The sequence below is a fragment of the Actinacidiphila sp. bgisy167 genome (assembly GCF_057707665.1).
The window spans coordinates 19,108-45,117 of the sequence record NZ_JBYIQP010000019.1 but is presented as its reverse complement, the minus strand read 5'-3'; the positions used below and the strand labels follow the sequence as shown (position 1 = coordinate 45,117).

At 72.3% G+C, this 26,010-nt stretch carries 24 protein-coding genes; 19 read left to right on the top strand and 5 right to left on the bottom strand.

The genetic code is table 11. From position 1 onward, the window contains the following. The first annotated feature begins 49 nt into the window (after positions 1-49). The 4 genes from AC3ET4_RS10440 to AC3ET4_RS10425 all read left to right on the top strand — a co-directional run bounded on the left by AC3ET4_RS10440 (position 50) and on the right by AC3ET4_RS10425 (position 2,078). Entirely contained in the window at positions 50-475 is a 426-nt protein-coding gene (locus AC3ET4_RS10440; protein WP_431948332.1) for a roadblock/LC7 domain-containing protein, read from the top strand. Position 476: 1 nt separating this feature from the next. Continuing rightward, positions 477-845 carry a DUF742 domain-containing protein gene (locus AC3ET4_RS10435; protein ID WP_488175930.1) on the top strand — a complete coding sequence of 123 codons (369 nt, stop codon included), beginning with the start codon at positions 477-479 and terminating at the stop codon, positions 843-845. An 84-nt stretch (positions 846-929) separates the two neighbouring features. After that, positions 930-1,550: a GTP-binding protein gene (locus tag AC3ET4_RS10430; RefSeq protein WP_431948328.1), complete on the top strand. Its 621-nt coding sequence runs from the start codon at positions 930-932 to the stop codon at positions 1,548-1,550. 120 nt (positions 1,551-1,670) lie between these two features. After that, on the top strand, positions 1,671-2,078 hold the full coding sequence (locus tag AC3ET4_RS10425) for a hypothetical protein (RefSeq protein ID WP_431948326.1): 408 nt from the start codon (positions 1,671-1,673) through the stop codon (positions 2,076-2,078). A 162-nt stretch (positions 2,079-2,240) separates the two neighbouring features. Here the strand turns inward: AC3ET4_RS10425 and mreB are convergent, their stop codons facing one another. After that, positions 2,241-3,269 carry a rod shape-determining protein gene (gene mreB, locus AC3ET4_RS10420; RefSeq protein ID WP_431948324.1) on the bottom strand — a complete coding sequence of 343 codons (1,029 nt, stop codon included), beginning with the start codon at positions 3,267-3,269 and terminating at the stop codon, positions 2,241-2,243. A gap of 409 nt (positions 3,270-3,678) precedes the next feature. Here mreB and AC3ET4_RS10415 point away from each other — a divergent pair, with 409 nt between their 5' ends. From AC3ET4_RS10415 to AC3ET4_RS10405, 3 genes are all read left to right on the top strand, one after another. Then, positions 3,679-4,731 (top strand): M23 family metallopeptidase, encoded by a 1,053-nt coding sequence (locus AC3ET4_RS10415; protein WP_431948322.1) that lies wholly within the window; start codon positions 3,679-3,681, stop codon positions 4,729-4,731. Positions 4,732-4,955: 224 nt separating this feature from the next. Then, positions 4,956-6,635: a hypothetical protein gene (locus AC3ET4_RS10410; RefSeq protein WP_431948320.1), complete on the top strand. Its 1,680-nt coding sequence runs from the start codon at positions 4,956-4,958 to the stop codon at positions 6,633-6,635. Then, entirely contained in the window at positions 6,625-8,280 is a 1,656-nt protein-coding gene (locus AC3ET4_RS10405; RefSeq protein WP_431948318.1) for a carboxypeptidase-like regulatory domain-containing protein, read from the top strand. Before AC3ET4_RS10410 ends, AC3ET4_RS10405 begins: the two co-directional genes overlap by 11 nt. A gap of 115 nt (positions 8,281-8,395) precedes the next feature. Here the strand turns inward: AC3ET4_RS10405 and gad are convergent, their stop codons facing one another. Both gad and leuE read right to left on the bottom strand, forming a co-directional pair. Further along, positions 8,396-9,853, bottom strand: coding sequence for a glutamate decarboxylase (gene gad, locus AC3ET4_RS10400; RefSeq protein WP_431948316.1), 1,458 nt, complete (start codon positions 9,851-9,853; stop codon positions 8,396-8,398). Positions 9,854-9,929: 76 nt separating this feature from the next. After that, positions 9,930-10,586 (bottom strand): leucine efflux protein LeuE, encoded by a 657-nt coding sequence (gene leuE, locus AC3ET4_RS10395; RefSeq protein WP_431948314.1) that lies wholly within the window; start codon positions 10,584-10,586, stop codon positions 9,930-9,932. A gap of 54 nt (positions 10,587-10,640) precedes the next feature. Between leuE and AC3ET4_RS10390 the strand changes: the two genes are divergently transcribed. Then, positions 10,641-11,414 carry a MerR family transcriptional regulator gene (locus AC3ET4_RS10390; protein ID WP_431948312.1) on the top strand — a complete coding sequence of 258 codons (774 nt, stop codon included), beginning with the start codon at positions 10,641-10,643 and terminating at the stop codon, positions 11,412-11,414. Here the strand turns inward: AC3ET4_RS10390 and AC3ET4_RS10385 are convergent. Further along, a complete protein-coding gene (locus AC3ET4_RS10385; RefSeq protein WP_431948310.1) occupies positions 11,395-11,766 on the bottom strand; it encodes a YbjQ family protein in 372 nt (123 codons plus the stop codon). The two genes, AC3ET4_RS10390 and AC3ET4_RS10385, sit on opposite strands and share 20 nt — an antisense overlap. A gap of 193 nt (positions 11,767-11,959) precedes the next feature. Here AC3ET4_RS10385 and AC3ET4_RS10380 point away from each other — a divergent pair, with 193 nt between their 5' ends. The 3 genes from AC3ET4_RS10380 to AC3ET4_RS10370 all read left to right on the top strand — a co-directional run bounded on the left by AC3ET4_RS10380 (position 11,960) and on the right by AC3ET4_RS10370 (position 15,936). Then, positions 11,960-12,691, top strand: a complete 732-nt coding sequence (locus tag AC3ET4_RS10380) for a DedA family protein (RefSeq protein ID WP_431948308.1) — start codon at positions 11,960-11,962, stop codon at positions 12,689-12,691. An 82-nt stretch (positions 12,692-12,773) separates the two neighbouring features. Beyond that, positions 12,774-14,396, top strand: coding sequence for a threonine/serine exporter family protein (locus tag AC3ET4_RS10375; protein ID WP_431948306.1), 1,623 nt, complete (start codon positions 12,774-12,776; stop codon positions 14,394-14,396). A 163-nt stretch (positions 14,397-14,559) separates the two neighbouring features. Further along, on the top strand, positions 14,560-15,936 hold the full coding sequence (locus AC3ET4_RS10370) for a wax ester/triacylglycerol synthase family O-acyltransferase (RefSeq protein WP_431948304.1): 1,377 nt from the start codon (positions 14,560-14,562) through the stop codon (positions 15,934-15,936). A 211-nt stretch (positions 15,937-16,147) separates the two neighbouring features. On the opposite strand, the gene AC3ET4_RS10365 is transcribed toward AC3ET4_RS10370, so the two are convergent. Beyond that, positions 16,148-16,642 (bottom strand): inorganic diphosphatase, encoded by a 495-nt coding sequence (locus AC3ET4_RS10365; protein WP_431948302.1) that lies wholly within the window; start codon positions 16,640-16,642, stop codon positions 16,148-16,150. An 85-nt stretch (positions 16,643-16,727) separates the two neighbouring features. On the opposite strand from AC3ET4_RS10365, the gene dacB reads away from it, so the two are divergent. The 8 genes from dacB to AC3ET4_RS10325 all read left to right on the top strand — a co-directional run bounded on the left by dacB (position 16,728) and on the right by AC3ET4_RS10325 (position 25,805). Then, on the top strand, positions 16,728-18,194 hold the full coding sequence (gene dacB / locus AC3ET4_RS10360; RefSeq protein WP_431948300.1) for a D-alanyl-D-alanine carboxypeptidase/D-alanyl-D-alanine endopeptidase: 1,467 nt from the start codon (positions 16,728-16,730) through the stop codon (positions 18,192-18,194). Between the two features lie 262 nt (positions 18,195-18,456). Next, positions 18,457-19,635 carry a zinc-dependent metalloprotease gene (locus AC3ET4_RS10355; protein WP_431948298.1) on the top strand — a complete coding sequence of 393 codons (1,179 nt, stop codon included), beginning with the start codon at positions 18,457-18,459 and terminating at the stop codon, positions 19,633-19,635. A 178-nt stretch (positions 19,636-19,813) separates the two neighbouring features. Next, a complete protein-coding gene (gene tilS / locus AC3ET4_RS10350) occupies positions 19,814-20,800 on the top strand; it encodes a tRNA lysidine(34) synthetase TilS (RefSeq protein WP_431948296.1) in 987 nt (328 codons plus the stop codon). A gap of 36 nt (positions 20,801-20,836) precedes the next feature. Further along, positions 20,837-21,376 carry a hypoxanthine phosphoribosyltransferase gene (gene hpt, locus AC3ET4_RS10345; protein ID WP_431948406.1) on the top strand — a complete coding sequence of 180 codons (540 nt, stop codon included), beginning with the start codon at positions 20,837-20,839 and terminating at the stop codon, positions 21,374-21,376. Positions 21,377-21,568: 192 nt separating this feature from the next. Continuing rightward, complete coding sequence (ftsH, locus tag AC3ET4_RS10340) at positions 21,569-23,620, top strand: ATP-dependent zinc metalloprotease FtsH (RefSeq protein ID WP_431948294.1); 2,052 nt, start codon at positions 21,569-21,571, stop codon at positions 23,618-23,620. A 132-nt stretch (positions 23,621-23,752) separates the two neighbouring features. Further along, on the top strand, positions 23,753-24,361 hold the full coding sequence (folE, locus tag AC3ET4_RS10335) for a GTP cyclohydrolase I FolE (protein WP_431948292.1): 609 nt from the start codon (positions 23,753-23,755) through the stop codon (positions 24,359-24,361). A gap of 107 nt (positions 24,362-24,468) precedes the next feature. Next, entirely contained in the window at positions 24,469-25,323 is an 855-nt protein-coding gene (folP, locus tag AC3ET4_RS10330) for a dihydropteroate synthase (protein WP_431948290.1), read from the top strand. Further along, a complete protein-coding gene (locus tag AC3ET4_RS10325) occupies positions 25,320-25,805 on the top strand; it encodes a nuclear transport factor 2 family protein (protein WP_431948288.1) in 486 nt (161 codons plus the stop codon). The genes folP and AC3ET4_RS10325 overlap by 4 nt, the downstream gene beginning before the upstream one ends. Positions 25,806-26,010 lie beyond the last annotated feature (205 nt).

Genomic DNA, 26,010 nt, shown 5'->3' with positions numbered 1-26,010 from the left:
GATCCGGCGCTCCCCTTCAACGACCGCTCGTCCAGGAGAGGACAACTCGATGACACCGACGCCCGCCACCGAGACCACCGCGAACCTCGGCTGGCTCCTCAACGACATGGTGCAGCGCGTGCCGAGCATCGGCCACGCCGTCGTGCTGTCGACCGACGGCCTGCTGCTCGCGGGCTCCGACGGACTCGCCCGGGAGCACGCGGAGCAGCTGTCCGCCGTCGCCTCGGGCTTCCACAGCCTCGCCAAGGGCACCGGCCGCCACTTCGGCGGGGGTACGGTGCGCCAGACGATGGTCGAGATGGAGGCCGGATACCTCTTCGTCTGCGCGGCGGGGGACAACGCGTGCCTCACCGTGCTCTCGCCCGAGCAGGCCGACATCGGCGTGGTCGCCTACGAGATGGCGAGGCTCGTCCGGCAGGTCGGCCGGCACCTCTCCGTGGCTTCCCGGCCCCCGCACGAGCCCTCGGACCAGTGAAGTGGGCGGTAGCTGGTGGGTGGACGACGAGGCGGTCCCTCTCGTACGCCCCTACGCCCTGGTACGCGGCCGCACCCACGCGCGGAAGGGCGCCTTCGACCTGGTCTCCTACGTCGTCGCCGTCATGGAGCACCTGGACACCTGGCTGGAGACGGAGCCGGAGCACACCAGGCTGCTGTCCCTGTGCCGGCAACCCCTGTCGGTGAGCGAACTCACGGCCCGCAGCGGACTGCCTATCGGGGTGGTCCGGGTGCTCCTGGGCGACCTGCTGGTCATGGGCGCCATCAGGGTCCGTGAGCCCTCCCCCGACGGAGAGCGCCCCTCCCTCTCCCTCATCCGCATGGTTCTCGCCGGCCTCCAGGCCCTGTGAGCGCCGCAGGCCCGGACGGCAACGAGACGAACCGGAAGTGGCGTGTACCGCCCTCGACACGAAACGCCCAGAAATGGAACGGCGATGATTCAAGCCCTCTCGCACGAGCCCTCTGTTCCGGGGCCGGCCGAAGACCTTCCCCAAGCTGTCAAGATCCTGGTCTCGGGCGGCTTCGGCACGGGCAAGACCACCTTGGTGTCGACCGCTAGTGAGATCACTCCCTTTCACACCGAGGAACGCCTCACCCGGTCCGGTATCGGGATCGACGACACCTCCGGTGTGGGAGAGAAGACGACGACCACCGTCGCCATGGACTTCGGGCGCATCGCCATCCACGACCGGCTCGACCTGTTCCTGTTCGGCACGCCCGGGCAGGACCGTTTCTGGTTCATGTGGGACGAGCTCGCGTCCGGGGCCCTGTGCGCGGTCGTCCTCGTGGACACCCGCCGTCTGGACGCGTCCTTCGCGTCCATCGACTACTTCGAGCGGCGCCGACTGCCGTACGTAGTGGCCGTCAACGTCTTCGACGACGCCCGTGTGTACCCGGCGGAGACCGTGCGGGCGGCTCTCGATGTCGACGTGACCGTTCCCGTGCTCTCCTGCGACGCACGGCAGCGCGCATCGGTGAAGCAGCTCCTGGTCTCCGCGGTGACCCACGTGCTGAGAGTCGAGGAGCTCCTGGCCGGAGTGGGTGCGGCCGAGTAGAGCGGTGGCGGCCGCCCCCGTGTCCGTCGCGGAGGATGCGCCAATTCCAGGGCTGCCGGGACGCGAGAGGATACTCCGACGGGACGGACAGAAAGACAGCTTCGAGTGAGGGGGCCTACGTTGCCGCACCAGCACGACTCCGAGCGGGAACCGCACGCCGTGGTGCGCGTGGAGATCACACCGGACCCGGCGGACCTGATCGGGGCGTGTCTGCGTACGCTCGCGGAACGTCCGGAGTCACCGGGCACGACCACGCACGACCTGGAGTCACGCGAAAGGGCGCTGGCTGATCTGACGAAGTCGTTCCTGGACGAGGTCGCTGCCTCAGGGCTGAAGCAGACCGGAGACGACCGCGTGCCCGAGAGCACCCGCATCGAGGTCGTCGCTGATCCGGTTTTCCCCGTGGCCGCTGTCATTGAGGCCGCGCAACACCTCGTGGCCGCCATCGACCACGGCATCTGGCTGACCTACGGGCCGCACAAGGGCACCCTTCACATGTGCCCCCGCTTCATCTCACTGTGCCTCTAGCCAAGAGGCCGCGCGGATAGGCGGGCCGGCGTCGCGGGTCGACGGCTCTCGCCTGGCGGCGTTGTCGTCGGTCGCCGCAGCTCCGCTGCGTCTCCCTTCTCCGCCTTGCCGGGCTCGGCCCTCGACCCCCTCCTTTCTCCACCCCGCCGATCCGCGCGACCTCTAAGCGGTCACCGGGTCCAGCGGCGCCGGGACGGGCTGGCCCTCCATCATGGCGCCGAGCCCGCGCACCGCGCAGACGTCGGGCCGGTCCGCGATCGTGACCGGCATCCCGGTGGACTGGCGGAGCATGGCGTCCAGGCCCGGCAGCAGCGCGCTGCCGCCCGCGAGCATGATGCCGCGGTCGGTGAGGTCGGCGACCAGGTCCGGCGGGCACCGCCGCAGCACCTGGCCGATCCCGTCGACCAGCGTCGCCATGGGCATCCGGATCGCCTGCCGTACGGCCTCGGTGTCGACGCGGACCGTGCGGGCGATCCCGCTGGCGACGTCGCGGCCCTGGACCTCGGCGCTGGGCGCGAGGGGCCCGGGCGCGGAGAGGATCTCGTGCAGCGGCCGGACCGACTGGCTGGGCAGCACCAGTTCGTGCTTGTTGCGCAGGTGCTGGACGACGGCGTGGTCGATCGCGTCGCCGCCCACCGCGATGGTCTCCGCGGCGACGATCGAGCCCATCGAGATGACCGCGATCTGCGTGGTGCCGGCTCCGGCGAGCATGATCATCGTGGCTTCGGGCTCGTCGACCGGCAGCCCGGCCCCGATGGCGGCCGCGATGACGGAGTCCACGAGTTCGACCCGGCGCGAACCGAGGCCGTACAGCGTCTCGACGGCGGCCCGCTGGGCCAGCGGCCCGCTGCCGGTGGGGGTGCAGACGGCGGCCCGCAGCATCGGCTTGCGCCGCCACGCTTTGCGGAGCTGACCGCCCAGCAGGTGACGGAGCATACGCTGGGCCATCTCGATGTCGACGACCATCCCGGCCTGGATGGGGCGGACCACGCGGATGTGCTCGGGTGTGCGGCCGGTCATCTTCTCGGCGAGCGAGCCGACGGCGACGAGGGCGCCGCTGTGCGCGTTGACGGCGGCCACGCTCGGCTCGTCCACGACGAGTCCCTGGTGCTTGAGGTAGACACGGGTGCGCGACGCCCCGAGGTCGACGGCAACGGAGCAACGACGCAGATGCGCCAGACTGACGGTCACGGCAGATCCTCCCCGAGGGGCCGGTTCCCGGGACCGCCCCTGCGGCGGCCCGTCTGATCATCGTGCGGGCGCAAGTCGAAATCCGCCTGTTGTGATACTCCGAGCGGTTGATCCGTCTATCGCATGATCCGTGCCGCGAGGATCGCGATGCCACCTCCGGCTCCTTCAGGACCCGCGCGGACGGGACCGGGTCGACCGGGCCGCCCACATCACCGTCGGCGTGCGGACGCAACCCGGCGAGCCGGGCGGGCGAGGCGCCGATGTCCTCCTCGCGCCACTCCACGAGGCCGTCGGACGGTCGGCGCGACTCGACCCGGCCGCCCGGACGCGGTCACCCCGCCGGGTGGCCGCGGCCGGGCGGGGCGTGTCGTCCGGGCGCTGCGGTGACCAGGCCCGACAGGATCGGGCGATGCGATGGAGGACGGCGGCCGTGGCCCTGTGCCTGCTCCTGGCCGGTGCGCCGGCGATGGCCGACGAGCACCCCCGGCCCGGCCCGCCGGCCCGGGCGGAGCGGCTGTACGCGCAGGCGGCCCGTGCGGTGCAGGCGTACGAGGACACCGAGCGGGCGGCCCGCCGCAAGCGCGCCGAGCTGCGGCTGCTGCGCCGGGCCGCGGCGGTGGAGCGGCGGCGGCTGACGGCGGTGCGGGACCTGATCGGGGCGATGGCGCGCAGCGAGTACCGCAGCGGGTTGATGGGGCCGTCGGCACGGCTGCTGCTGGCCGACCGGCCCGAACGGCTGCTGGAGGGCGTGGCGCTGGCCCGGCAGGGCCAGCACGCGCAGGCGGCGCTGCTGGCCCAGCGGATGCTGGCGGAGCGCCGGCTGGAGGCGAAGACCGAGGCCGTCAGGCGGACGCTGAAGGCGCTGGCCCGCGAGGCCCGCCGCAAGGACGCGCTGCTCCGGCGCATCGAGGCGCGGCTGCTGCGCGCCCGTGCCGGGCTGTCCGCCCGGGACCTCGCCCTCATGTCCCACGGGGGGCTCTCGGCGGACTGCCCGCGCGAGGCGCCCCCGGCCCCGTCACGGTCCTCCGCCGCATCACGTCGCCCCGAGGCGCCGCGCTGGGTGCGCCCGGTGGCGCATTACACGCTCACAGCCGGCTACGACGCCTCCGGCGCGCACTGGGCGCACCGCCACACCGGTCAGGACTTCGCGGTGCCGCCGGGCACCCCGGTCCGGGCGGTGGGCGGCGGCACGGTGGTGGTGGCCGCGTGCGGCGACGGCTTTGGGAACCAGATCGTCGTCCTGCACGACGGCGGCTACTGCACCCACTACGCCCATCTGTCCGTCCTGGAGGTCGCCCCCGGTCAGCGGGTCCGCGCGGGCGAGCGGATCGGCCGGTCCGGCAACTCCGGCAACTCCACGGGTCCCCACCTGCACTTCGAGGTCCGCGTGACGCCCCAGATGGGTTCCTCGGTCGCCCCGCTGCCCTGGCTGGCCCGGCACGGCGTGCGCATCCGCCACTGACCTCCCCGGGGGCGCGGGCTACGGGACGCGGCCCACGGGACGCGATCCAGGGAAGCGGTGCCGGAAGGCGTGTCCCACCCCGTCCCGTCCGTGCTCCATGGCACCCCGCCCCCGCCTGCACCGCACCGCCACCCCTGCACACAGGACGCACACAGGTCCGCTAAGGTTCGGCCTCCGGCGTTTGATCATTTCGGCGCCGTTCTCTGACCTGTGGGGGGTCTTGCATGCGCATCTCGCGCGCACATCGGCCTGCCGTCCTCCGAAGCGCGGCCGTCCTTCTACTCACCACCGGCCTCGCGGCCGGACCGCTGACCGCCTGGCCTGCGTACGCCGACGATGCGACGGTCAGCGGGCTGGCGACCGGCGACGACGGCACCCTGGCCGTGGACCTGGCCGACGGCGAGGCCCTGTGGGTCAAGGTGAGTGTCCGGGCGTCCGCCGCGCCCGACGCTCCCGTGCTGGCCTCGACCGACAACCTGTCCTTCTCCTGGCAGCGCGGCTGGTACACCGACCGGCCCATCGGCCTGCCCGCGGGGACCGCGTACGGCGACTACCCGGTGGACGTCGACTACCGCCTGCCCGGCGGCACCGTCCAGCACTGGAGCGGGGCCGAGCACGGCGCGGCGGGACTCTTCGGCTACCGGCTGCACACCGGTGTCGGCAGGCTCGCCTACGACCGGGACCACACCGACTTCGACCACCGGACGGCGGTGCTCACCGGCACCGTCACGACCTTCGACCCGGCGACCGGCACCACCGGTCCGGCCGCGCCCGGCACCACGGTGCGGGTGAACTGGACCGCCCGCGTCGGGGTGGACGCCAGGCAGGGCTCGGCGACGGCGACGTCCGCGGCCGACGGCACCTTCTCCCTCGGCGTGACGCCCGGCGGCACGCTCACCGCGGGCGCCGCCGTGGTGACCGGCGGGGCCGACACCGACCCGGGGGCCCCGGTCGCCCTCCCGCAGCTGCCGGCGGAGGCGGTGCAGTACCGGATCAGCGCCGACCCGTCGGCCAAGCGGGTCCACAAGGGCAAGACCTTCACCGTGCGGGGCACCGTCCAGCGGCTGACCGACGCGGGCTGGAAGCCGTTCGCCGGGGCGCCCCTGGTCACCACACCGCAGCCGCCGGACGTCTACCGCTACACCACGTCCGGCCTGATGGGCACGGGGACGGCGGACACCTCCGGCACCTTCGCCTTCGCGGCGACGGCGACCAGGACGACGCACCACTACACCTATGTCAGGCCGTCGGAGTACGTGTCCGGCTTCGCGTACACCGAGCACCTGGTCAACGTGCCGACGCCCGGCGCCTATTCGGGCGTCTCGATGTCGCTGGACGCCTACGGGAAGGTCACCGCCAAGGGCAAGCTGGCCGGCTCCTGCTGGAGGGCACCGGTCTCCCTCCAGTACTCCAAGAACGGCAGCACCAGCTGGAGGACCCTCAAGTCGGGCTCCGCCGGGGAGTCCTCGGGCGGCAAGTGCTCCTTCTCGGTGAGCGCCTACGGCTACACCGACGGCTACTACCGCCTGTACCACCCCGAGTCGGACGGCATGCTCGCGGTCACCTCGGCCAAGAAGCGGCTGTACCGCACCGTCACCCGGATCGTCTCCTTCGACATGACGCCCAACAGCCCGCGCGTGGGCGGCGCGCTGAAGGCCCGGGGCACGCTGCAGTACAAGTCGGGCAGCAAGTGGAAGGCGTACAAGGGCGGGAAGGTCGTGATCGTCTTCCGGCCCAAGGGCAAGAGCACCTGGTACTGGACGGTCATGGGCCGCACCGACTCGGCCGGACGCTTCAGCCTGAAGACCAAGGCCTACGGCGACGGCACCTGGGCCGCCTGTCTGGAGGCCGACTCCAAGCACTTCTACAGCGAGTCGAAGACGGAGTACGTCAATGCCCGTTGATTCCCGGCGCGCTCTCGCGCTGATCGTCTCGGTGGCCGCGCTCTCCTCCGGATTCGCCGTCACCCCCGCCCTCGCCGACGACGCCGGCCCGCTCGGCATCGGTGTGGCCCGCACGGCCGACGCCGAGCGCGGCTCCTTCACGGTGCCGGTGTGGACGGACGAAGCCGGTTCGGCGATCACCTCGGTCACGGCGACCGTGCGCGACGGCGACTCGGTCGTCGTGGACGCGCTCGCGCTGTCCGGCGTGGGGGAGCGGTGGTCGGTGCCGTCCGGCGCCCCGCTGAGGCTCACCGAGGACGGCGGCGCCATGCCGCACCTGGGCCGGTACGCCATCGACGTCACCGCCACCGACGACCAGGGCCGCACCGTCACCCGCACGGACGCCGGCATCCTGGACTTCACCCTGCGCCCGGTCCTCGCCGGCACCGGCCTGACCCGTACGGAGCTCGACAAGGACCACCGCACGACGGCCGTCACCGGCACGCTCCTCGGCGTCCAGCCGGGCAGCGGCGACCAGGTGCCCATCGAGGGCGCCACCGTGGATGTGACCTGCGTCTACGACTCCTCCGCCGGGCGGCCCGACGGCATTGGGCAGGCCGTGACCGGGGCGGACGGCTCCTTCACCTCCCCGCAGTTCCCGATCGGTTCGTGGGCGGAGCTGAAGGCGGCGTTCTCCGCGAACGACGAGCGGGTCCACGGCGCCGCGACCGAGGGCGCGGGCTCCCCCCGGCTCCGGCAGACCTCCGTGGTCGTCACCGCCAAGGCCGACCGCACCCGCGCGGTGCCCGGCCAGGCGGTGACCATCAGCGGCAGCGTCAAGGACTCCGCGGGCGCCCCGGTGGCGGGCGTGCCCGTGCGGCTGTGGCTGACCGCGGGCACGGCGGTCACGGTCACCAGCAACGCGTCGGGCGCCTTCAGCGGCAAGGTGATCGCCGCCCCGTACGCGTACGGGGCCTGGTCCGCCGCCGAGGCGGACCCGTACCTGACCGCGTCCGGCGCCGCGAGCGGTTCGATCGTCCTCCCGGCGGACTCCCTCTTCACCGAGGTCAGCGCCAAGATCGGCGCGGACGCCAAGGTGACCATGTCCGCCCGGCTGTACTCCGCGTACGACCGGGTGACATCGATCTACCGTCCCCAGGTGGTGCACCTGGAGTACTCCAAGGACGGCAGGACGGGCTGGCAGGACCTCGGCAAGGCGAACGCGGCCGACAACGGCAGTGTCGTGACGATCGCGAAGTGGGGCAACCTCGACGGCTACTACCGGCTGCACCACTACGTCTCCGACCAGTTCGCGGAGAGCGCCACCAAGCCGGTCCGGCTGACCCGCACCAACACCCGGATGTACTCGATCAAGGCGTCCGCGACGAAGAAGGTCAAGAAGGGCGCCACCGTCACCTTCACCGGCACGCTGAAGGAGTACGTCTCCAAGTCCTGGCGGCCGTACAAGGGCCGCCACGTCGAGCTGTTCTTCCAGAAGAAGGGCTCGACGAAGTGGACGTACGTCTCCTCGGGCACGACGAGTTCGACGGGCAAGGCCACGCTCAAGGGCAAGCCGTCCTCCGACGGCACGTGGCTGATCCAGTACTTCGGTGACTCCAAGCACTTCAACAGCGACGGCACTCCCGTCTACGTCGACGTGCGCTGACACAACGCACCACCCGCGCGAGGCGGGGGTGGGCCGGGCGACCGGCCTGCCCCCGCCCTCGCCCGTACCGGCCTCGACGCGCGGCGTCCACCGGAGCCGGTGGGCGGCGGGCCGCTCAGTGGTGGAAGGCGGTGGGCGCCTCGCCGGGCGGGTGGAGCGGGTGCTCCTGGGCCCGCAACTGGGGGAGGAGGCGCTCCAGGTCGGCGAGGAAGAGGTCGGCGAGGTCCTCGGAGAAGCCGTTGCGGACCACGATGCGCAGCACCGCCAGGTCCTCGCGGTCCGGCGGGTAGGTGTAGGCGGGGACCTGCCAGCCCCGCTCGCGCACCCGCCGGGAGACGTCGAAGACGTCGTACGCGGTGACGTGGTCGGCGGTGGTGAAGGCGAAGACCGGGAGCTGGTCGCCGCGGGTGATCAGCCGGAAGTCCCCCAGGTCCTCGATCCGCGCGGCCAGGTAGGTGGCCACGTCGCGGGCGGTCTGCTGGACGGTGCGGTAGCCGTCCCGACCCAGCCTGAGGAAGGTGTAGTACTGGGCGACGACCTGGGCGCCCGGCCGGGAGAAGTTGAGGGCAAAGGTCGGCATGTCGCCGCCGAGGTAGTTGACCCGGAAGACCAATTCCTCGGGCAGCGCCTCGGTGTCCCGCCACAGCGCCCAGCCGACGCCGGGGTAGACCAGCCCGTACTTGTGCCCGGAGGTGTTGATGGACGCCACCCGCGGCAGCCGGAAGTCCCAGACCAGGTCCTCGTCGAGGAAGGGGGCGATCATCGCCCCGGAGGCACCGTCGACGTGGACGGGGATGTCGAGTCCGGTCCGCTCCTGCAGGGCGTCGAGGGCGGCGCAGACCTCGGCCACGGGCTCGTACGAGCCGTCGAAGGTCGAGCCGAGGACGGTCACGACGCCGATGGTGTTCTCGTCGCACAGCGCGACGGCGGCGTCCGCCTCCAGGTGCAGCCGCTCGCCCTCCATCGGCACCAGGCGCGGCTCGACCTCCCAGTAGTCGCAGAACTTCTCCCAGCACACCTGCACGTTGCCGCCCATGACCAGGTTGGGCCGGGCACTGCCGGGATGGCGTCCGCCGCCGGCGCGCCTGGTCAGGCGGCGCGTGAGGGAGGCGCGGGCGGCGCCGTCCCCGGCGCGCTTCGCCCAGCGGCGCTTCAGGGCCATCCCGGCGAGCATGCAGGCCTCGGAGGAGCCGGTGGTGGAGCAGCCGACGGCGCTCTCCGGATCGGGCGCGTGCCACAGGTCGGCGAGCATCGACACGCACCGCCGCTCCAGTTCCGCGGTGCGCGGGTACTCGTCCTTGTCGATCATGTTCTTGTCGAGGCACTCGCCCATCAGCACCCCGGCCTCCGGCTCCATCCACGTGGTGACGAAGGTGGCCAGGTTGAGCCGGGCGTTGCCGTCGAGCATCAGCTCGTCGTGGACGAGCTGGTACGCCGTGCCGGGCGTCATCGGGCCGTCCGGGAGCCGGTGCTTCGGCGGCGCCTCGCGCATTCCGGCGACCGGGTCGGCCCCGGCGTAGAAGGGGTTCACGGCGAGTTTCGGAAGGCCTTCGGCACCCTTGTGTAGCGACATAACGTCACGATACGGGCGGAATCCGTCACCGGCAGGTCGGCGGCGGGTCGGCGGCGGGGGCTTCAGGGAGCGCCGGTCAGCCCGCAGAGGACAGCGACAGCTTGGCCGCGAAGCCGAGGAAGAGCGCCGCGGCACCGGAGGTCAGCCCCGCCGCCAGGCGCTTGCGACGGCGGAACTGGGCGGCCAGGCGGGTGCCGCCGAAGATCAGCAGCGTCAGGTAGCAGAAGCTGAAGAGCTGCGCGATGGCGCCCAGTGCAAGGAAGGACAGCGCGCGGTGCGCGTAGGCGGGGTCCACGAACTGCACGAAGAAGGAGATGAAGAACAGGATCGCCTTGGGGTTGAGCAGGCTGATCACCAGTGCCCGCCGGAACGGCCGCTCGGCGTCCCCCGCCTCATCGGCCGTCGCTGAGGCCGCCGGCTCCGCGCTCCGCGACCGCCACATGCCCCAGGCGGCCCGCGCCATCCCGAACGCGATCCACGCCAGGTAGCCGGCGCCGGCGTACTTCACGATGCCGAAGAGCACGGCGTTGGCCTCGAGCAGCCCGGCCACGCCCGCCGCAGAGGCGGTCATCAGGACGGTGTCACCGAGGAAGACGCCCATGGCCGCGCGGTACCCCGTCCGGACGCCGCGGCGCGCCGCGACGGAGAGCGTGTACAGCGAGTTCGGCCCGGGCAGCAGCACGATCAGGACGGTGCCCAGCACATACGTCGGCAGGTCGGTGATTCCCAGCACGCGCATCAATATGGCACTTGCACCTCACGCGGCGTGAGGCTTCAGGGTGTGGTCATGAACGCGAGCACGGGCTACCCGGTCGGGCAGGTGGCGGGTTTCGCCGGCGTGACCGTCCGCACGCTGCACCACTACGACGAGATCGGGCTGCTCTCGCCGAGCGCCCGCAGCCACGCGGGCCACCGGCGCTACAGCGACGCCGACCTCGACCGGCTGCAGCAGATCCTCTTCTACCGGGAGCTCGGCTTCCCCCTGGAGCAGGTGGCGGTCCTCCTCGACGACCCGGACGCGGACCCGCGGGAGCACCTGCGGCGCCAGCACGAGCTGCTGAGCGCGCGCATCGGGAAGCTGACGGAGATGGCCGACGCCGTCCAACGAGCCATGGAGGCACGCACGATGGGCATCAACCTCACGCCCGAGGAGAAGTTCGAGGTCTTCGGGGACTACGACCCCGACCGGCACGCCGAGGAGACCAGGGAGCGCTGGGGGAACACCACGGCGTACGAGCAGTCGCAGCGCCGGGCCGCCTCCTACACCAAGGAGGACTGGTTGCGGATCAAGGCCGCGCAGGACGACTGGAGCGCCCGGCTGGTCGCGCTCCGCGAGTCCGGCGCCCCGGCCGACGGCGAGGCCGCGATGGACCTGGCCGAGGAGCACCGGCGCTTCATCGTGGACCACTACTACGACTGCTCCTACGAGATCCACACCGGTCTCGCCGGGATGTACCTGGCCGACCCGCGCTTCAACGCCTACTACGAGTCGATCGCGCCGGGCACCGCCCAGTACGTGCACGACGCGATCATGGCCAACGCTAGGCGTGCCGGGGTGTGATCACCGCCGCCGTGCCGTAGGCGCACACCTCGGTGCCCACGTCGGCCGCCTCGCTGACGTCGAAGCGCATCATCAGCACCGCGTTGGCGCCGCGCGACTGCGCCTGCTCCACCAGCCGCTCCATCGCCTCGGTGCGGGTCTGGGCCAGGGTCTTGGTGAGTCCCTTCAGCTCGCCGCCGATCAGGGACTTCAGGCCCGCGCCGATCTGGCTGCCCAGGTGGCGGGAGCGCACGGTGAGGCCGAAGACCTCGCCGATGACCCGCTCCACCCGGTAGCCCGGCACATCGTTCGTCGTGACCACCAGGACGGCGGACCGGGCCGACTGTCCGCCGCCGTACTCGTCGATACCCATACCGGCATCGTCGTCCCTCCGCCGCGCTCCCGCGCGGTCTGGCGTCGTGGCGGACGGCCGCAGTGCGGACGGAGGCGGTGCGGGAGTGGCGGACGGTGCTCGATGGTGCGCGTTGACGTGCCCAAAAGGGCCGTAGCCGATCGTTCCCGGTCGGGGAACCGTTCGGTCGCGATCGCGTTGGTACTTTTGGCGCGTGACGACTCTCGCCCTGGGCCCGCAATGGCTCGACCCCGATTACCTCATCTCGTCCGCGGGCCTCATCGGCCTGCTGGCGATCGTCTTCGCCGAGTCGGGTCTGCTCATCGGCTTCTTCCTGCCGGGTGACTCCCTGCTCTTCACCGGTGGCCTGCTGGTCGCGGGCGGCAAGCTGGACTGGCCGATCTGGGCGGTGTGCCTGCTGGTCGTGCTCGCGGCGATCGCCGGCGACCAGGTGGGCTACCTCTTCGGCCGCAAGGTCGGGCCCGCGCTCTTCCGGCGTCCGGACTCCAAGCTCTTCAAGCAGGAGAACGTCGAGAAGGCCCACGAGTTCTTCGAGCGGCACGGTGCCAAGTCGATCGTGCTCGCCCGCTTCGTCCCCATCGTGCGGACCTTCACCCCGATCATCGCCGGCGTCAGCCGCATGAACTACCGCGTCTTCGTGACGTACAACATCGTCGGCGGCCTGCTGTGGGGCGCCGGCGTCACCCTGCTCGGCTACTGGCTGGGCCAGATCGAGTTCGTCCGCACGCACATCGAGCTGATCCTCGTCGGCATCGTGCTGCTCTCGGTCGTCCCGATCGCCATCGAGTTCCTGCGGGCCCGCGCCGCCTCCCGGAAGGCCGCGCCGTCCCGGGCGTCCGACTTCGAGGCCGCGCCCGAGGGCGAGGCCGGCCCGCCGCCGCTCCAGCGCGGCACCGGCGGGCGGCACCGCGCGAACCGCCGTTAGCGGACGGGGACCGGGCAGTCGCCGCTGAGCCGAGGGGGAGGGCCGCCGAGCCCTTCCCCTCGGCACGCCCGCACCCGATCACATGCCGAAAGGAGGACGTGTGGCGCATCCCGAGGAGCCCGAGCAGCAGACAAGCGGCTCGGAGTTCACCGCGCCCCTGGGAGTGGAGCTGCCCAGAACCGAACCGCGGGGTTCCGCCTTCTCCCGCCCGGGGGCACGGACCTCCCCGCAGCTGTCCCACCCGGCCTTCACGCCGCCCGACGGCATCCCCATCGTCAGACTCTCCAAGGAGACCCCCTGGCCCGACCGCATGCGCACGATGCTGCGCATGCCCGTCGGCGAGCGTCCCGCCCCCGAGCAGCCGGCCCGGCGGCCGGAGGCGGAGGCCGGCCCGCCGATCCCGCGCGTGCTCGACCTGGCGCTGCGCATCGGTGAGCTGCTGCTGGCCGGCGGCGAGGGAGCGGAGGACGTCGAGGCGGCGATGCTCGGTGTGACGCACGCCTACGGGCTCGGGCGGGTCGAGCCGACCGTGACCTTCACCCTGCTGAGCATCTCCTACCAGCCCTCGCTGGTGGACGCGCCGGTCACCGCCAACCGCACGGTGCGCCGCCGGGCCACCGACTACACCCGTCTCGCGGCCGTCTTCCGGCTGATCAACGACATCACCGCGGCGGATCTCAGCCTGGAGGACGCCTACCGGCGGCTCGCCGGGATACGCCGCAACCGGCACCCGTACCCGGGCTGGCTGCTGACCCTGGCGGCCGGGCTCCTGGCGGGCGCGGGCAGCGTGCTCGTCGGCGGCGGCGGTCCGCTGGCCTTCGTGATCGCGGCGCTCGGCGCGATGCTGGGCGACCGGCTGGCCTGGCTGTGCTCCGGCCGGGGGCTGCCGGAGTTCTACCAGTTCGTCGCCGCCGCGATGCCCGCCGCCGTGATGGGGGTGCTCGTCGCCCGCTACGGCCAGTACCTGCCCGGTGCGGGCACCCTGCAGGCGTCCGCGGTCATCACCGGTGGGCTCTTCGCCCTGATCCCCGGGCGGCCCCTGGTGTCGGCCGTGCAGGACGGCCTGACCGGCTTCTACATCACCGCCTCCGCGCGACTGCTGGAGGTGATGTACCTCTTCACCGGCATCGTCGTCGGCGTGACGCTGGTTCTGTACGCCGGGGTCAGCCTGGGCGCTCAGCTCGACCCCGACAAGGGCTTCCGGGCCTACGAGAACCCGCCGGTGCAACTGGCGGCCGCGATGGTGCTCAGCCTCGCCTTCGCCGTGCTGCTCCAGTGCGAGCGCGGCGTGCTGGCGGTCGCCGCGCTGGGCGGCGGTGTCGCGTGGACGGTCTACGCGGCGCTGCACCAGGACAGGATCGGCGTCGGCATGTCGCCGGTCGCGGCCACCGCGGTCGCCGCCGGCGTGGTGGGCCTCCTCAGCCAGGTGCTCTCCCGCTATCGCCGGGCCTCCGCGCTGCCGTACGTCACGGCGGCCATCGGCCCGCTGCTGCCGGGCTCCGCGACGTACTTCGGACTCCTCGGGCTGACCCGAGGTCACCTGGATCAGGGATTCACCTCGCTGACGAAGGCGGCGGCGCTGGCGCTCGCCGTGGCCATCGGGGTGAACCTGGGAGGGGAGATCGCGCGGCTGTTCATCAGGCTGCCCGGTGGCGCCCACCAGGCACGACGCCGCGCGGCGGCCAAGCGGACGCGCGGTTTCTGAGCCTTCCGGACCGCGCCGCCTCGCCGTCCGGCGGCCGCGCGGGCAACCTGATGTTAACTGTCCGTATCGTGGTCGTAGTTGACTGTAATCGGTTTTAGGGGTTTCACTTCATCAACTGGAGTCCGTTCCGGGGCAAACCCCGACCTTTCGGAGGCATGAAGCCTTGGCTGACGAGCACCTGAGCCCGCTGGACCTCGCCTTCTGGAACCTGGACTCGCCAGGCCACCCCATGCACCTGGGCGCCGTGGCCGTCTTCGACCGCGATCCGGAGCGTGCGGTGGACGCCGACGGGCTCGCCGCGCTGCTCACCGCCCGTGCCGAGGCCGTACCGCGGATGCGGCAGCGCGTGAAGGACGTCTGGTACGGCGTGGGAGGCGCAGCCTGGGCGGCGGACGCGTCCTTCGACGCGCGGCACCACGTCCACGCGGTACGGAGCGCCGACGACCGGGCCGCCGTCGCGGAACTGATGGCCCGGCCGATGGACCGGCACCGGCCGCCGTGGGAGGTCTACGTCATCGAGGGCGCCCCCGACGCGCCCTTCCGTGTCCTGGTCAAGCTGCACCACGCCCTCGCCGACGGACTGCGCGCCGTGGAGTTCGGAGCCGCGCTGCTCGACCAGGGGGCCCGCGACCCCGCGCCGACCCGGGCCGCCCCCTCCGCCGCGAGTCGCTCCGCCGCGGACCGCGGCCCGAGCCCCGGCAGCCACCTGCCCGCGCTGCCGCTGCCCGATCCCCGGCAGGTCGTCGCCTCCCTGCCGGAGCGGGTGCGCGAGGCCGGGCGCGTCCTGGGCATCGGGTCGGCCGTGCTGCGCGCGTCCCTCGACCCCGGCGGGCCCGCCGCGCTGGGCGCGGCCTGGACGCCCGGCGGCGCCGAGCGCCGCTTCGCCACCGCCTCCCTCGACGTCGACGACCTGCATCACGTCCGCAAGACCAGCGGAGGCACCGTCAACGACGTCGTCATGGCCGTCGTGGCCGGCGCGCTGCGGCACTGGATGGAGGCCCGTGGCGACGACCCGGCGGGCCCCGGACCGCGCGCCCTGATCCCGGTGGCGCGGCGCCGCCGCAGGGGCGTGCGCGGCGGCCGGGGCAACAGCATCTCCGGCTACCTGCTGCGCCTGCCGGTCGGCGAGCCCGACCCGCTCGCCAGGCTGCGCGACGTGCGCGCGGGCATGGACCGCAACAAGGACGCCGGGCCCGACACCGGTCCGGGCGCCGTGGCGCTGCTGGCCGACAGCGTGCCGCCGCTCGCGCACCGCTTCGCCGCCCCACTGCTCGCGGCCTCGGCGCGGCTGCTGTTCGACGTGCTGGTCACCAATGTGCCGATGCTCGACGTGCCGCTCTCGCTCGACGGCTGCCGCATGACGGAGCTCTACCCGATCGCCCCGCTCGCGCGCGGCCAGTCCCTCGCGGTCGCCTGCTCCACGTACCGCCGCCGGGTCCACATCGGGCTGCTCGCGGACGCCGGGTCGCTGCCGGACGCCGACGCGCTCGCCGCCGCCCTGCACGGCGCACTGGCCGAACTCCTCGACGCCTGCGGGTGAGGCGGCAGCCCCGCGAGGACGGCCCTCCCGGGAAGGGCGTGCGCGCAGCGCGCGGGGCAGGCCGAAGCGGCAGGACGCGCGAACAGCGAGGCTCCCCGGCACGGGAGTCGAGACGTCAGCCGTCTCGCTCGTCCGCGGGGGAGCCTCGCTCGTCCGCTACGGGTCGCCGACCGGCGGGCCGCCGTCCGATCGGCGGCCCGGCCGGAAGGGGTCAGTGACCGCCGTGCTCCTTCAGGCGCTTGTAGGACGCCTCGATCTCGGCCTCCGCCTCGGCGCGGCCCACCCAGTTGGCGCCCTCGACGGACTTGCCGGGCTCCAGGTCCTTGTAGACCTCGAAGAAGTGCTGGATCTCCAGCCGGTCGAACTCGGAGACGTGGTGGATGTCACGCAGGTGCTCGACCCGGGGGTCCGCGGCGGGCACGCACAGCAGCTTGTCGTCGCCGCCGGCCTCGTCCGTCATGCGGAACATGCCGATCGCGCGGCAGCGCACGAGGACACCGGGGAAGGTCGGCTCGTCGAGCAGCACCAGCGCGTCCAGCGGGTCGCCGTCCTCGCCCAGGGTGTTCTCCACGAAGCCGTAGTCGGCGGGGTAGACCGTCGAGGTGAACAGGTGCCGGTCCAGGCGGATACGACCGGTCTCGTGGTCCACCTCGTACTTGTTGCGGGAACCCTTCGGGATCTCGATCGTTACGTCGAACTCGAGCACAGCCTGTCCTCCATGATCAGCACATACTTCTGGTGATTAAGTGTCTCCCACGCTTGTGTGTGGTCGCGAAAGGGGCTGGTCCCGGGTGCCCGTCACGAAGAACTGGCAGGTGGTGGCAGGATCTGCCGCCGCGGGATTCGCCGTGGCGCTGACGGCCGTGGCCGCGGCGGGACCGTGGGAGTCAGGTCAGCGTACGGCTGAACGGGCGATCGCCGCCTCCCGGGACGGTCAGGGGAAGCAGGCCCGTGCCCTCAACAAGGGCGGGCCGGGAGGCCGCGACGGGGCGGTCGCTCCGGTGCCGCCCGCCGCTCCCGAGGTGCTCGCCGCCGTCTCCGGGCCGCAGAGCGCGCCGGCGCCGACCAGGGCCGGACTGTCCGGGCGGCTCGGCCCGCTGCTCGACGACCGCGCGCTCGGCGCGCTGACGACGGGCGCCGTCGTCGACGCCGTCTCGGGCCGGACGGTGTGGGGGCAGGGAAACGGCACACCCGCCGTCCCCGCCTCCACCACGAAGGTCGCCACGGCCGTCGCGGCCCTGTCGCTGCTCGGGCCCGACCACCGGCTCACCACCTCCGTGGTCGCCGCGGGCAAGGACCGCGTCGTCCTGGTCGGCGGCGGCGACCCCACCCTCACCGCCCGGGCGAAGCCCGGCGGCGGCTGGAGAGCGGCCTCGCTGCGCACCCTCGCCTCCGACACCGCCCGCGCGCTGCGCGCCGAGGGCGTCCGCTCCGTACGGCTCGGCTACGACACCTCGCTCTTCACCGGCCCGGCCGTCCATCCCATCGGGATCAACGAGAACATCGCGCCGGTCGCCGCCCTGATGGCCGACGAGGGCCGCAGCGACGGCCGGAGCACCAAGGGCCCGGCGGCCCGCCAGTGGGACCCGTCGGCCGAGGCCGCGGCGACCTTCGCGGACCTGCTGGGCAAGCAGGGCATCACGGTCGTCGGCGCGGCGAAGGCCGGCAAGGCGCCTACGGACGCGTCCGCGGCCGACCGGCTGGCGGAGGTGCGCTCCGCGCCGCTGGCCGACCTGGTCGAGCGCATGCTCACCAACAGCGACAACGACATCGCCGAGGCGCTCGCCCGGCACACCGCCCTCGCCGCGGGCCGCCCGGGGTCCTTCTCCGGAGGCGCCAAGGCCATCGGCTCCACGCTCCGCGAGCTCGGCCTCCCGCTCGAGGGAGCCCGTTTCACGGACGGCAGCGGTCTCAACCGCGCCGACCACCTCACGGCGGAGCAGCTGGCGCAACTGCTGGCCCTGGCGGCCGACCCGGACCACCCGGAGCTGCGCCCCGTCCTGACCGGACTGCCGGTCGCCGGCTTCACCGGGTCCCTGCGGGAACGCTTCACCTCCGCGGGCCGGGGCGCGGGCCTCGTGCGTGCGAAGACGGGGACGCTGACCGGGGTCAACGCACTCGCCGGGACGGTGGTGGACGCGGACGGCCGGCTGCTCACGTTCGCCTTCCTGACCAACGGCACGACCGACCCCGTGGCCGCGCAGTCCGCCCTCGACCGCCTCGCCGCCGAACTCGCCACGTGCGGCTGCCGCACGTAGTGCGGTCGGCGACGCGCGACGTGGCGATGCCGCGGCGTTCGGGCTCGGGAGGAGGTGAGGGGTCGTCCCGCCGTCTCGCGCCCTTCGGGCGCACAGCGCCGGCAGCGGATGAGGAGGGCGGCGGTACGGGGCAGGTCGGCGCGGTGCGGCGGGTGTGCGGCGGATGTTCAGGCGCCGGACCGGGTGCCTTTCCGGTGGCCGGAACCCGTGCCGCGGGCGGGGAACGCTCCCGTCGCGGGGGCCGAGCACGTACCGTGAAGGAATGACGAGCATCGGTGGTGCGGAGATGGTCGACTGGAACCTCGCGGTCGCGACCGCGACCCGCCTCGTGCGGCCCGGCCCGGAGGTCAGCCGGGACGAGGCGCGCGCGGTGGTGGCGGAGCTGCGGCGGCACGCAAAGGAGTCCGAGGCGCACGTCCGGACCTTCACCAGGATGTTCGGCGATCAGGAGGACCCGGCCGACGCCGGGACCCCGGTGCTCATCGTGGACCGCCCCGGGTGGGTCAAGGCCAACGTCGCCGGCTTCCGCGAGGTGCTGAAGCCGCTGCTGGACAAGATGCAGGCCCGCAAGCCGGGCGGCCCCGGCGGCGCCGTGCTGGGCTCCGTCGGCGGCAAGGTGACCGGGGTCGAGGTCGGGATGCTGCTGAGCTTCCTGGCCTCGCGCGTACTGGGTCAGTACGAGACCTTCGCCCCCGCGACCCGCGACATGCCGGCCGGTCCCGCCGCGCCCGGCGCCGGCGAGCCGCGCACCGGGCGGCTCCTGCTCGTGGCGCCCAACATCGTCCACGTGGAGCGCGAACTCGACGTCGACCCGCATGACTTCCGGCTGTGGGTCTGCCTGCACGAGGAGACCCACCGCACCCAGTTCACGGCCGTGCCGTGGCTGCGGGACCACATCGAGCAGGAGGTCCAGGCCTTCCTCGCCGAGACGGAGATCGACCCCTCGACGCTGATCGAGCGGCTGCGCGAGGCGTTCCAGACGTTCGCCTCCGGCGGCAGGCCCGACACGGAGGAGGCCGCGGTCGACGCGGACGGCGGCGAGGGCCGCAGTCTGATCGACCTGGTGCAGACCCCGGACCAGCGGGAGATCCTGTCGCGGCTGACCGCGGTCATGTCGCTGCTGGAGGGGCACGCCGACTACGTCATGGACGGCGTGGGTCCGGACGTCGTGCCCTCCGTCGCGGAGATCCGCGAGAAGTTCCAGCGCCGCAGGCAGAGCGGCGCCGGGCGGCTGGACATGGCCCTGCGCAAGCTCCTGGGCCTGGACGCCAAGCTGCGGCAGTACCGTGACGGCGAGCGCTTCGTGCGGGCCGTGGTGGACGAGGCCGGGATGGACGGCTTCAACCGGATCTGGACCTCGCCCAACACGCTCCCGACCAAGCAGGAGATCGCCAAACCCGCGGACTGGGTCGCACGGGTCCACGGGCGTACCGAAAGCTGAGGGGAGCCCGGGGTCATCGTGGCCCCGGAGCCCTCCGGTTCACCCGTCCGAGGGACCGTGGGCGCAGGGTAGGCGTGCGATGCTCGAGTATCGCACGCCTTCTGTCACCATCTAGCTACCCTGCGTCATCTTCACCGTCCTGACGCCTCCCCCAGCCTCTCCAGGAGGGAAACCGGACATGGGTCCCCACCCCGCGGTCGCGGCGATACGCCTGGCGGTCCGCCGCGCACTCCACGACGTCCTGACCGACCGACCCGGCGGCAGCCCGCTCGTGCTGGCCGCCTGCAGCGGCGGAGCCGACTCGATGGCCCTCGCCACCGCCCTCGCCTTCGAAGCGCCCAAGCTCGGTGTCCGGGCCGGCGGTGTCACCGTCGACCACGGCCTGCAGGAGGGCTCGGCGGCCCGTGCCGTCGACGTCGCCGACCGCCTGCGCGGCCTCGGGCTCGACCCGGTGCACGCCGTCGCGGTCACCGTGGGCCGCCAGGGCGGTCCGGAAGCCGCCGCCCGCGACGCGCGCTACGCGGCGCTCGACGCCGTCGCCGAGCGCGCCGGCGCCTCCGCCGTACTGCTCGGGCACACCCGTGACGACCAGGCCGAGACGGTGCTGCTCGGGCTGGCCCGCGGATCGGGCATCCGGTCGTTGTCCGGCATGCCCGCCGTCAATGGGCGCTACCGCCGCCCCTTCCTGCTGCTGGACCGGGACACCGTCCGCAAGGCCTGCCTCGTGCAGGGCATCGACGTGTGGGAGGACCCGCACAACCGCGATCCCGCCTACACCCGCTCCCGGGTCCGCCACGAGGCGCTGCCGGTGCTGGAGAAGTCCCTCGGCAAGGGCGTCGTGGAGGCGCTGGCCCGTACCGCCCAGCTCTCCCGTGACGACGCCGACGCCCTCGACCAGTGGGCGGCCCAGGCCGAGCGGACGGCCGCCGACGCCGACGGCGGACTGGACGTCGACCGGCTGCTGACCCTTCCCGCCGCCGTGCGCCGCCGGGTGCTGCGCCGAGCGGCCCTCGCGGCGGGCTCACCCGCCGGTTCGCTCTTCGCCCGGCACATCGAGGAGACGGACCGCCTGCTCACCGGGTGGCGAGGGCAGAAGCCGCTCAACCTGCCGGGCGGCGTCGTCGTCGGCCGGCGGAATGGCAGACTGTTCTTCCAGGCCCTGTAGACCGAGCCGGAAGTAGTACGGGTGAACGAGAACGACATGGGCACCGACCTCGAGAAGGTGCTCATCTCCAAGGAAGAGATCGACGCGAAGCTGGCGGAGCTGGCTGCGCAGATCGACAAGGACTACCAGGGCAAGGACCTGCTGATCGTCGGCGTGCTCAAGGGCGCCGTCATGGTGATGGCCGACCTCGCGCGTTCCCTGTCCTCCCAGGTCACCATGGACTGGATGGCGGTGTCCTCCTACGGCGCGGGGACCAAGTCCTCGGGTGTCGTGCGGATCCTCAAGGACCTGGACACCGACATCGCAGGCCGGGACGTGCTGATCGTCGAGGACATCATCGACTCCGGCCTGACGCTGTCCTGGCTGATCAGCAACCTCGGCTCGCGCCGGCCGGCCTCGCTCGAGGTCTGCACGCTGCTGCGCAAGCCGGAGGCCGCCAAGGTCGAGATCGACGTGAAGTACGTCGGCTTCGACATCCCCAACGAGTTCGTGGTCGGGTACGGCCTGGACTTCGCGGAGAAGTACCGGAACCTGCCGTTCATCGGCACCCTTGCGCCGCACGTGTACGGCGGCTGAGGCGCCGGGAACCCCTGCGCCCTCCGCAGCGTTGGAGGGTGGTAACGCTGTTTGTTTACGGTCTCCGGCGACTTCGGGTGACAATGCTGGGGTACCGTCCGAAGGTCGGTTCATACACCGGATGCACCGGCGGCCCCCAGGCCGTCGTGCCTCACTGTGGCAGGAGGGACGGGGCGTGATCGCCCCGCATGGATGGACGTGAAGCGCTATTTCCGTGGGCCAGTCATGTGGATCGTGCTGGCTGTCCTCGCCGTGGTCGTATTGATGCAGGTCGTCGGTTCGTCCGGTGGCTACAAGACGGTGGACACCGGCCAGGCCATTGAGGCGATCAACAGCAACCAGGCCAAGTCCGCCGAGCTGACCACCGGCGACGAGAACACGATCAAGGTCGAGCTCAAGGACGGCGCCAAGATCGGCGGCGAGGACCTGGGCTCGAAGATCAAGGCGAGCTACATCGGCGACCAGGGCGTCGAGGTGGCCAAGGTCCTGCAGAGCAAGGTCGACGACGGCGACAAGAGCACGCTGCCCGACGGCTACACCGTCGCGCCCTCGAAGCAGAACGCCTTCGTCGGCATCCTGCTGTCGCTGCTGCCCTTCGTCCTCATCGTCGTGGTCTTCCTGTTCCTGATGAACCAGATGCAGGGCGGCGGCTCCCGAGTGATGAACTTCGGGAAGTCCAAGGCCAAGCTGATCACCAAGGACACCCCGAAGACCACCTTCGCGGACGTCGCGGGCTCGGACGAGGCCGTCGAGGAGCTCCAGGAGATCAAGGAGTTCCTGCAGGAGCCGGCGAAGTTCCAGGCCGTCGGCGCCAAGATCCCCAAGGGTGTGCTGCTCTACGGCCCGCCCGGAACGGGCAAGACCCTGCTTGCGCGCGCCGTCGCCGGCGAGGCGGGCGTCCCGTTCTACTCGATCTCCGGTTCCGACTTCGTCGAGATGTTCGTGGGTGTGGGCGCCTCGCGTGTCCGCGACCTGTTCGAGCAGGCCAAGGCGAACGCCCCGGCCATCGTCTTCGTCGACGAGATCGACGCCGTGGGCCGGCACCGCGGCGCGGGCCTCGGCGGCGGCCACGACGAGCGCGAGCAGACGCTCAACCAGCTGCTGGTCGAGATGGACGGCTTCGACGTCAAGGGCGGCGTCATCCTGATCGCCGCCACCAACCGCCCGGACATCCTGGACCCGGCGCTGCTGCGCCCGGGCCGCTTCGACCGGCAGATCGCCGTCGACCGCCCCGACCTGCAGGGCCGCCTGGAGATCCTCAAGGTCCACCAGAAGGGCAAGCCCGTCGCCCCGGACGTCGACCTCAAGGCCGTCGCCCGCCGCACCCCCGGCTTCACCGGTGCGGACCTGGCGAACGTCCTCAACGAGGCGGCGCTGCTGACCGCGCGCAGCGACAAGAAGCTGGTCGACAACGCGATGCTGGACGAGGCCATCGACCGCGTCGTGGCCGGCCCGCAGAAGCGCACCCGGATCATGTCCGACAAGGAGAAGAAGATCACGGCGTACCACGAGGGCGGTCACGCCCTGGTCGCCGCGGCTTCTCCCAACAGCGACCCGGTCCACAAGATCACGATCCTGTCCCGCGGCCGCGCCCTCGGTTACACGATGGTCCTGCCGGACGAGGACAAGTACTCGACCACCCGCAACGAGATGCTCGACCGGCTCGCCATGACGATGGGCGGCCGCGCGGCGGAGGAGCTGGTCTTCCACGACCCGACCACCGGTGCCGCGGACGACATCGAGAAGGCCACTGCCACGGCCCGCGCGATGGTGACCCAGTACGGCATGACGGAGCGGCTGGGCGCGATCAAGTTCGGCACCAGCGACGGGGAGCCCTTCCTCGGCCGCGAGATGTCCCACCAGCGGGACTACTCGGAAGAGGTCGCCGGGCTCGTCGACGAAGAGGTCAAGAAGCTCATCGAGACCGCGCACAACGAGGCGTGGGAGATCCTCGTCGAGAACCGCGACGTCCTCGACAACCTGGTTCTGGCGCTCCTGGAGAAGGAGACCCTGAACAAGGAGGAGATCGCCGAGATCTTCAAGCCGATCGTCAAGCGTCCGCCGCGTCCGGCCTGGACGGGTTCCTCGCGGCGCACGCCGTCGACCCGCCCGCCGGTGCTCTCGCCCCGTGAGCTCGCCCTGACCAACGGCACCCAGCCGACGGCCAACGGCAGCGCCACGGCGTCGCTGAGCAAGCCCGCCGAGACGGTGGAGCTCCCCGAGGAGCCGAACCCCGAGGCCTGACAGCCTCGACGTGGCCTTGGTCACGGACAACGGAATGCGTGCCGCGCCCCCCGGGTTTCCTATCCTGGGGGGCGCTGCGTTTCCGCGGTTCGCGCGGAGACGCATTCGGCACGTCTGAGGAACGAGGCACACATGACCGACCCGGTGACCCTTGAGGGCGAGCTTCGTCCCGTCGGCGAGTTCGACGAGAAGCGTGCCGAGAACGCGGTCCGTGAGCTGCTGATCGCGGTCGGGGAGGACCCGGACCGGGAGGGTCTGCGGGAGACCCCCGCGCGCGTGGCACGGGCGTACCGGGAGATCTTCGCGGGGCTCTACCAGCAGCCCGAGGACGTCCTGACGACCACCTTCGACCTCGGCCACGACGAGATGGTGCTGGTCAAGGACATCGAGGTGCTGTCGAGCTGCGAGCACCACCTGGTGCCGTTCGTGGGCGTCGCCCACGTCGGCTACATCCCCTCCGCGGACGGCAAGATCACCGGCCTGTCGAAGCTGGCCCGCCTGGTCGACGTCTTCGCCCGCCGCCCGCAGGTGCAGGAGCGGCTGACCACGCAGATCGCCGACTCGCTGATGCGGATACTCGAACCGCGCGGCGTGATCGTGGTCATCGAGTGCGAGCACATGTGCATGACGATGCGCGGGGTCCGCAAGCCCGGCGCGAAGACCATCACGTCGGCGGTGCGGGGGCAGCTGCGCGACTCCGCGACCCGCGCCGAGGCGATGAGCCTGATCATGGCCCAGTGAGCCGGCGGGGCCGGGGGTCCCGTCATGGGGCGGCCCCGCGCTCACCCCGGCCCCCCGCCCGGGCCCTCTCTGCGCCCGCGCCGCGCGGCCGGCTCTAGGCTGAGTCCATGCGTACGATGCGCGGCCACGTGGCCGGATTGCCGTCCTGGGACCGGTGCGCGGTCATGGGCGTGGTCAACGTCACCCCCGACTCGTTCTCCGACGGCGGCGAGTGGTTCGACACCGAGCTGGCGGTGAAGCACGGCCTGGACCTCGTCGCGGCCGGCGCCGACCTGGTGGACGTCGGTGGCGAGTCGACCCGTCCCGGGGCGGCGCGGGTGGACGAGGCGGAGGAACTGCGCCGGGTCGTCCCGGTCGTCCGGGAGCTGGCCAGGGCCGGGGTCGTGGTCAGTGTGGACACGATGCGGGCCACGGTCGCGGAGAAGGCCGTCGAGGCGGGTGCGGCCCTGGTCAACGACGTGAGCGGCGGCCAGGCGGACCCGGCGATGATCCCCGTCGTCGCGGCGACGGGCAGCCCGTTCATCGTGATGCACTGGCGCGGCCAGAGCATCGACATGAACAACCGGGCGGTCTACGGGGACGTGGTGGGCGAGGTCACCGCCGAGCTGCGGCGCGGTTACGAGCACGCGGTGGCGGGCGGCATCGACCCGGAGCGGATCATCCTCGACCCGGGGCTGGGCTTCGCGAAGAACGCCGAGCACGACCTGACCCTCCTCTCCCACGTCGAGGACCTGCTGGCGCTGGGCCGCCCCCTGCTGATCGCGGCCTCCCGCAAGCGGTTCCTCGGCCGGGTGCTGGCCGGAGAGGGCGGCGATCCGCCCCCGGCCAGGGAGCGCGACGCCGCGACGGCCGCCGTCACCGCCATCGTGGCGGGCCGCGGCGCCTGGGCGGTCCGGGTGCACGAGGTGCACGACAGCGCCGACGCCGTGCGGGTCGCGCGGGCACTGGAGGGGGCGCGATGACGCCGCGTACGGCCGAGGCCGCGCAGGTCGAGCAGGCGAACCAGGCCTTCTACGACGCGGTGGAGCGCTCCGACCTGGACGCGCTGGAGGAGCTGGTGCTGACCGGCCCGCTGGCGGAGACGGTGTCCGTGGTGCACCCGGGCTGGCCGGTGCTGCGGGGGCGCCGCGAGGTGATGCGCTCGTACGCGCTGATCATGGCCAACACCGAGTACATCCAGTTCTTCCTGACCGATGTCGAGGTGGCGGTCGACGGCGACACGGCCCTGGTGACCTGCACCGAGAACATCCTCACCGGCGGCCCCGCCGAGGAGGAGGGCGAGATGGGCCCGCTCGTGGGCGGTCTAGTGGTCGCCACCAATGTGTTTCGGCGCACACCGGAGGGCTGGCGGCTGTGGGTGCACCACGGCTCGCCGGTGATGGCCGAGGGGATCGACGAGGACGCCGCTCGGGACGCCGACAACGGCGGCGAGGGGGCTTCCTGAGGCCGTGTCGCCACTCGTTCGTGGCAAGAACCGGCAAGAAGTGGTGAAGCTCGGAGTAACCGGTTCCGTCCCCGGGTAAGCGCGCTGCGGTCGGCCGCCTCGCAGCCCGGTGCTGGGGACTGTCGGTGGTCGAAGGTAGATTCGAGTAAGGGCGGTGCGGCCCTCCCCTCCCGCCGGGCGGGTGGCCGCGCCCGCCTGTCCGTCC

Excerpts from the sequence above, each read along its gene's own strand:
- AC3ET4_RS10440 (WP_431948332.1), top strand. The coding sequence starts at position 50 with ATGACACCGACGCCCGCCACCGAGACCACCGCGAACCTCGGCTGGCTC.
- AC3ET4_RS10430 (WP_431948328.1), top strand. The coding sequence starts at position 930 with ATGATTCAAGCCCTCTCGCACGAGCCCTCTGTTCCGGGGCCGGCCGAA.
- AC3ET4_RS10415 (WP_431948322.1), top strand. The coding sequence starts at position 3,679 with ATGCGATGGAGGACGGCGGCCGTGGCCCTGTGCCTGCTCCTGGCCGGT.
- AC3ET4_RS10410 (WP_431948320.1), top strand. The coding sequence starts at position 4,956 with ATGCGCATCTCGCGCGCACATCGGCCTGCCGTCCTCCGAAGCGCGGCC.
- AC3ET4_RS10405 (WP_431948318.1), top strand. The coding sequence starts at position 6,625 with ATGCCCGTTGATTCCCGGCGCGCTCTCGCGCTGATCGTCTCGGTGGCC.
- gad (WP_431948316.1), bottom strand. The coding sequence starts at position 9,853 with ATGTCGCTACACAAGGGTGCCGAAGGCCTTCCGAAACTCGCCGTGAAC.
- AC3ET4_RS10390 (WP_431948312.1), top strand. The coding sequence starts at position 10,641 with ATGAACGCGAGCACGGGCTACCCGGTCGGGCAGGTGGCGGGTTTCGCC.
- AC3ET4_RS10385 (WP_431948310.1), bottom strand. The coding sequence starts at position 11,766 with ATGGGTATCGACGAGTACGGCGGCGGACAGTCGGCCCGGTCCGCCGTC.
- AC3ET4_RS10375 (WP_431948306.1), top strand. The coding sequence starts at position 12,774 with ATGCCGAAAGGAGGACGTGTGGCGCATCCCGAGGAGCCCGAGCAGCAG.
- AC3ET4_RS10355 (WP_431948298.1), top strand. The coding sequence starts at position 18,457 with ATGACGAGCATCGGTGGTGCGGAGATGGTCGACTGGAACCTCGCGGTC.
- tilS (WP_431948296.1), top strand. The coding sequence starts at position 19,814 with ATGGGTCCCCACCCCGCGGTCGCGGCGATACGCCTGGCGGTCCGCCGC.
- hpt (WP_431948406.1), top strand. The coding sequence starts at position 20,837 with ATGGGCACCGACCTCGAGAAGGTGCTCATCTCCAAGGAAGAGATCGAC.
- ftsH (WP_431948294.1), top strand. The coding sequence starts at position 21,569 with ATGGACGTGAAGCGCTATTTCCGTGGGCCAGTCATGTGGATCGTGCTG.
- folE (WP_431948292.1), top strand. The coding sequence starts at position 23,753 with ATGACCGACCCGGTGACCCTTGAGGGCGAGCTTCGTCCCGTCGGCGAG.
- folP (WP_431948290.1), top strand. The coding sequence starts at position 24,469 with ATGCGTACGATGCGCGGCCACGTGGCCGGATTGCCGTCCTGGGACCGG.
- AC3ET4_RS10325 (WP_431948288.1), top strand. The coding sequence starts at position 25,320 with ATGACGCCGCGTACGGCCGAGGCCGCGCAGGTCGAGCAGGCGAACCAG.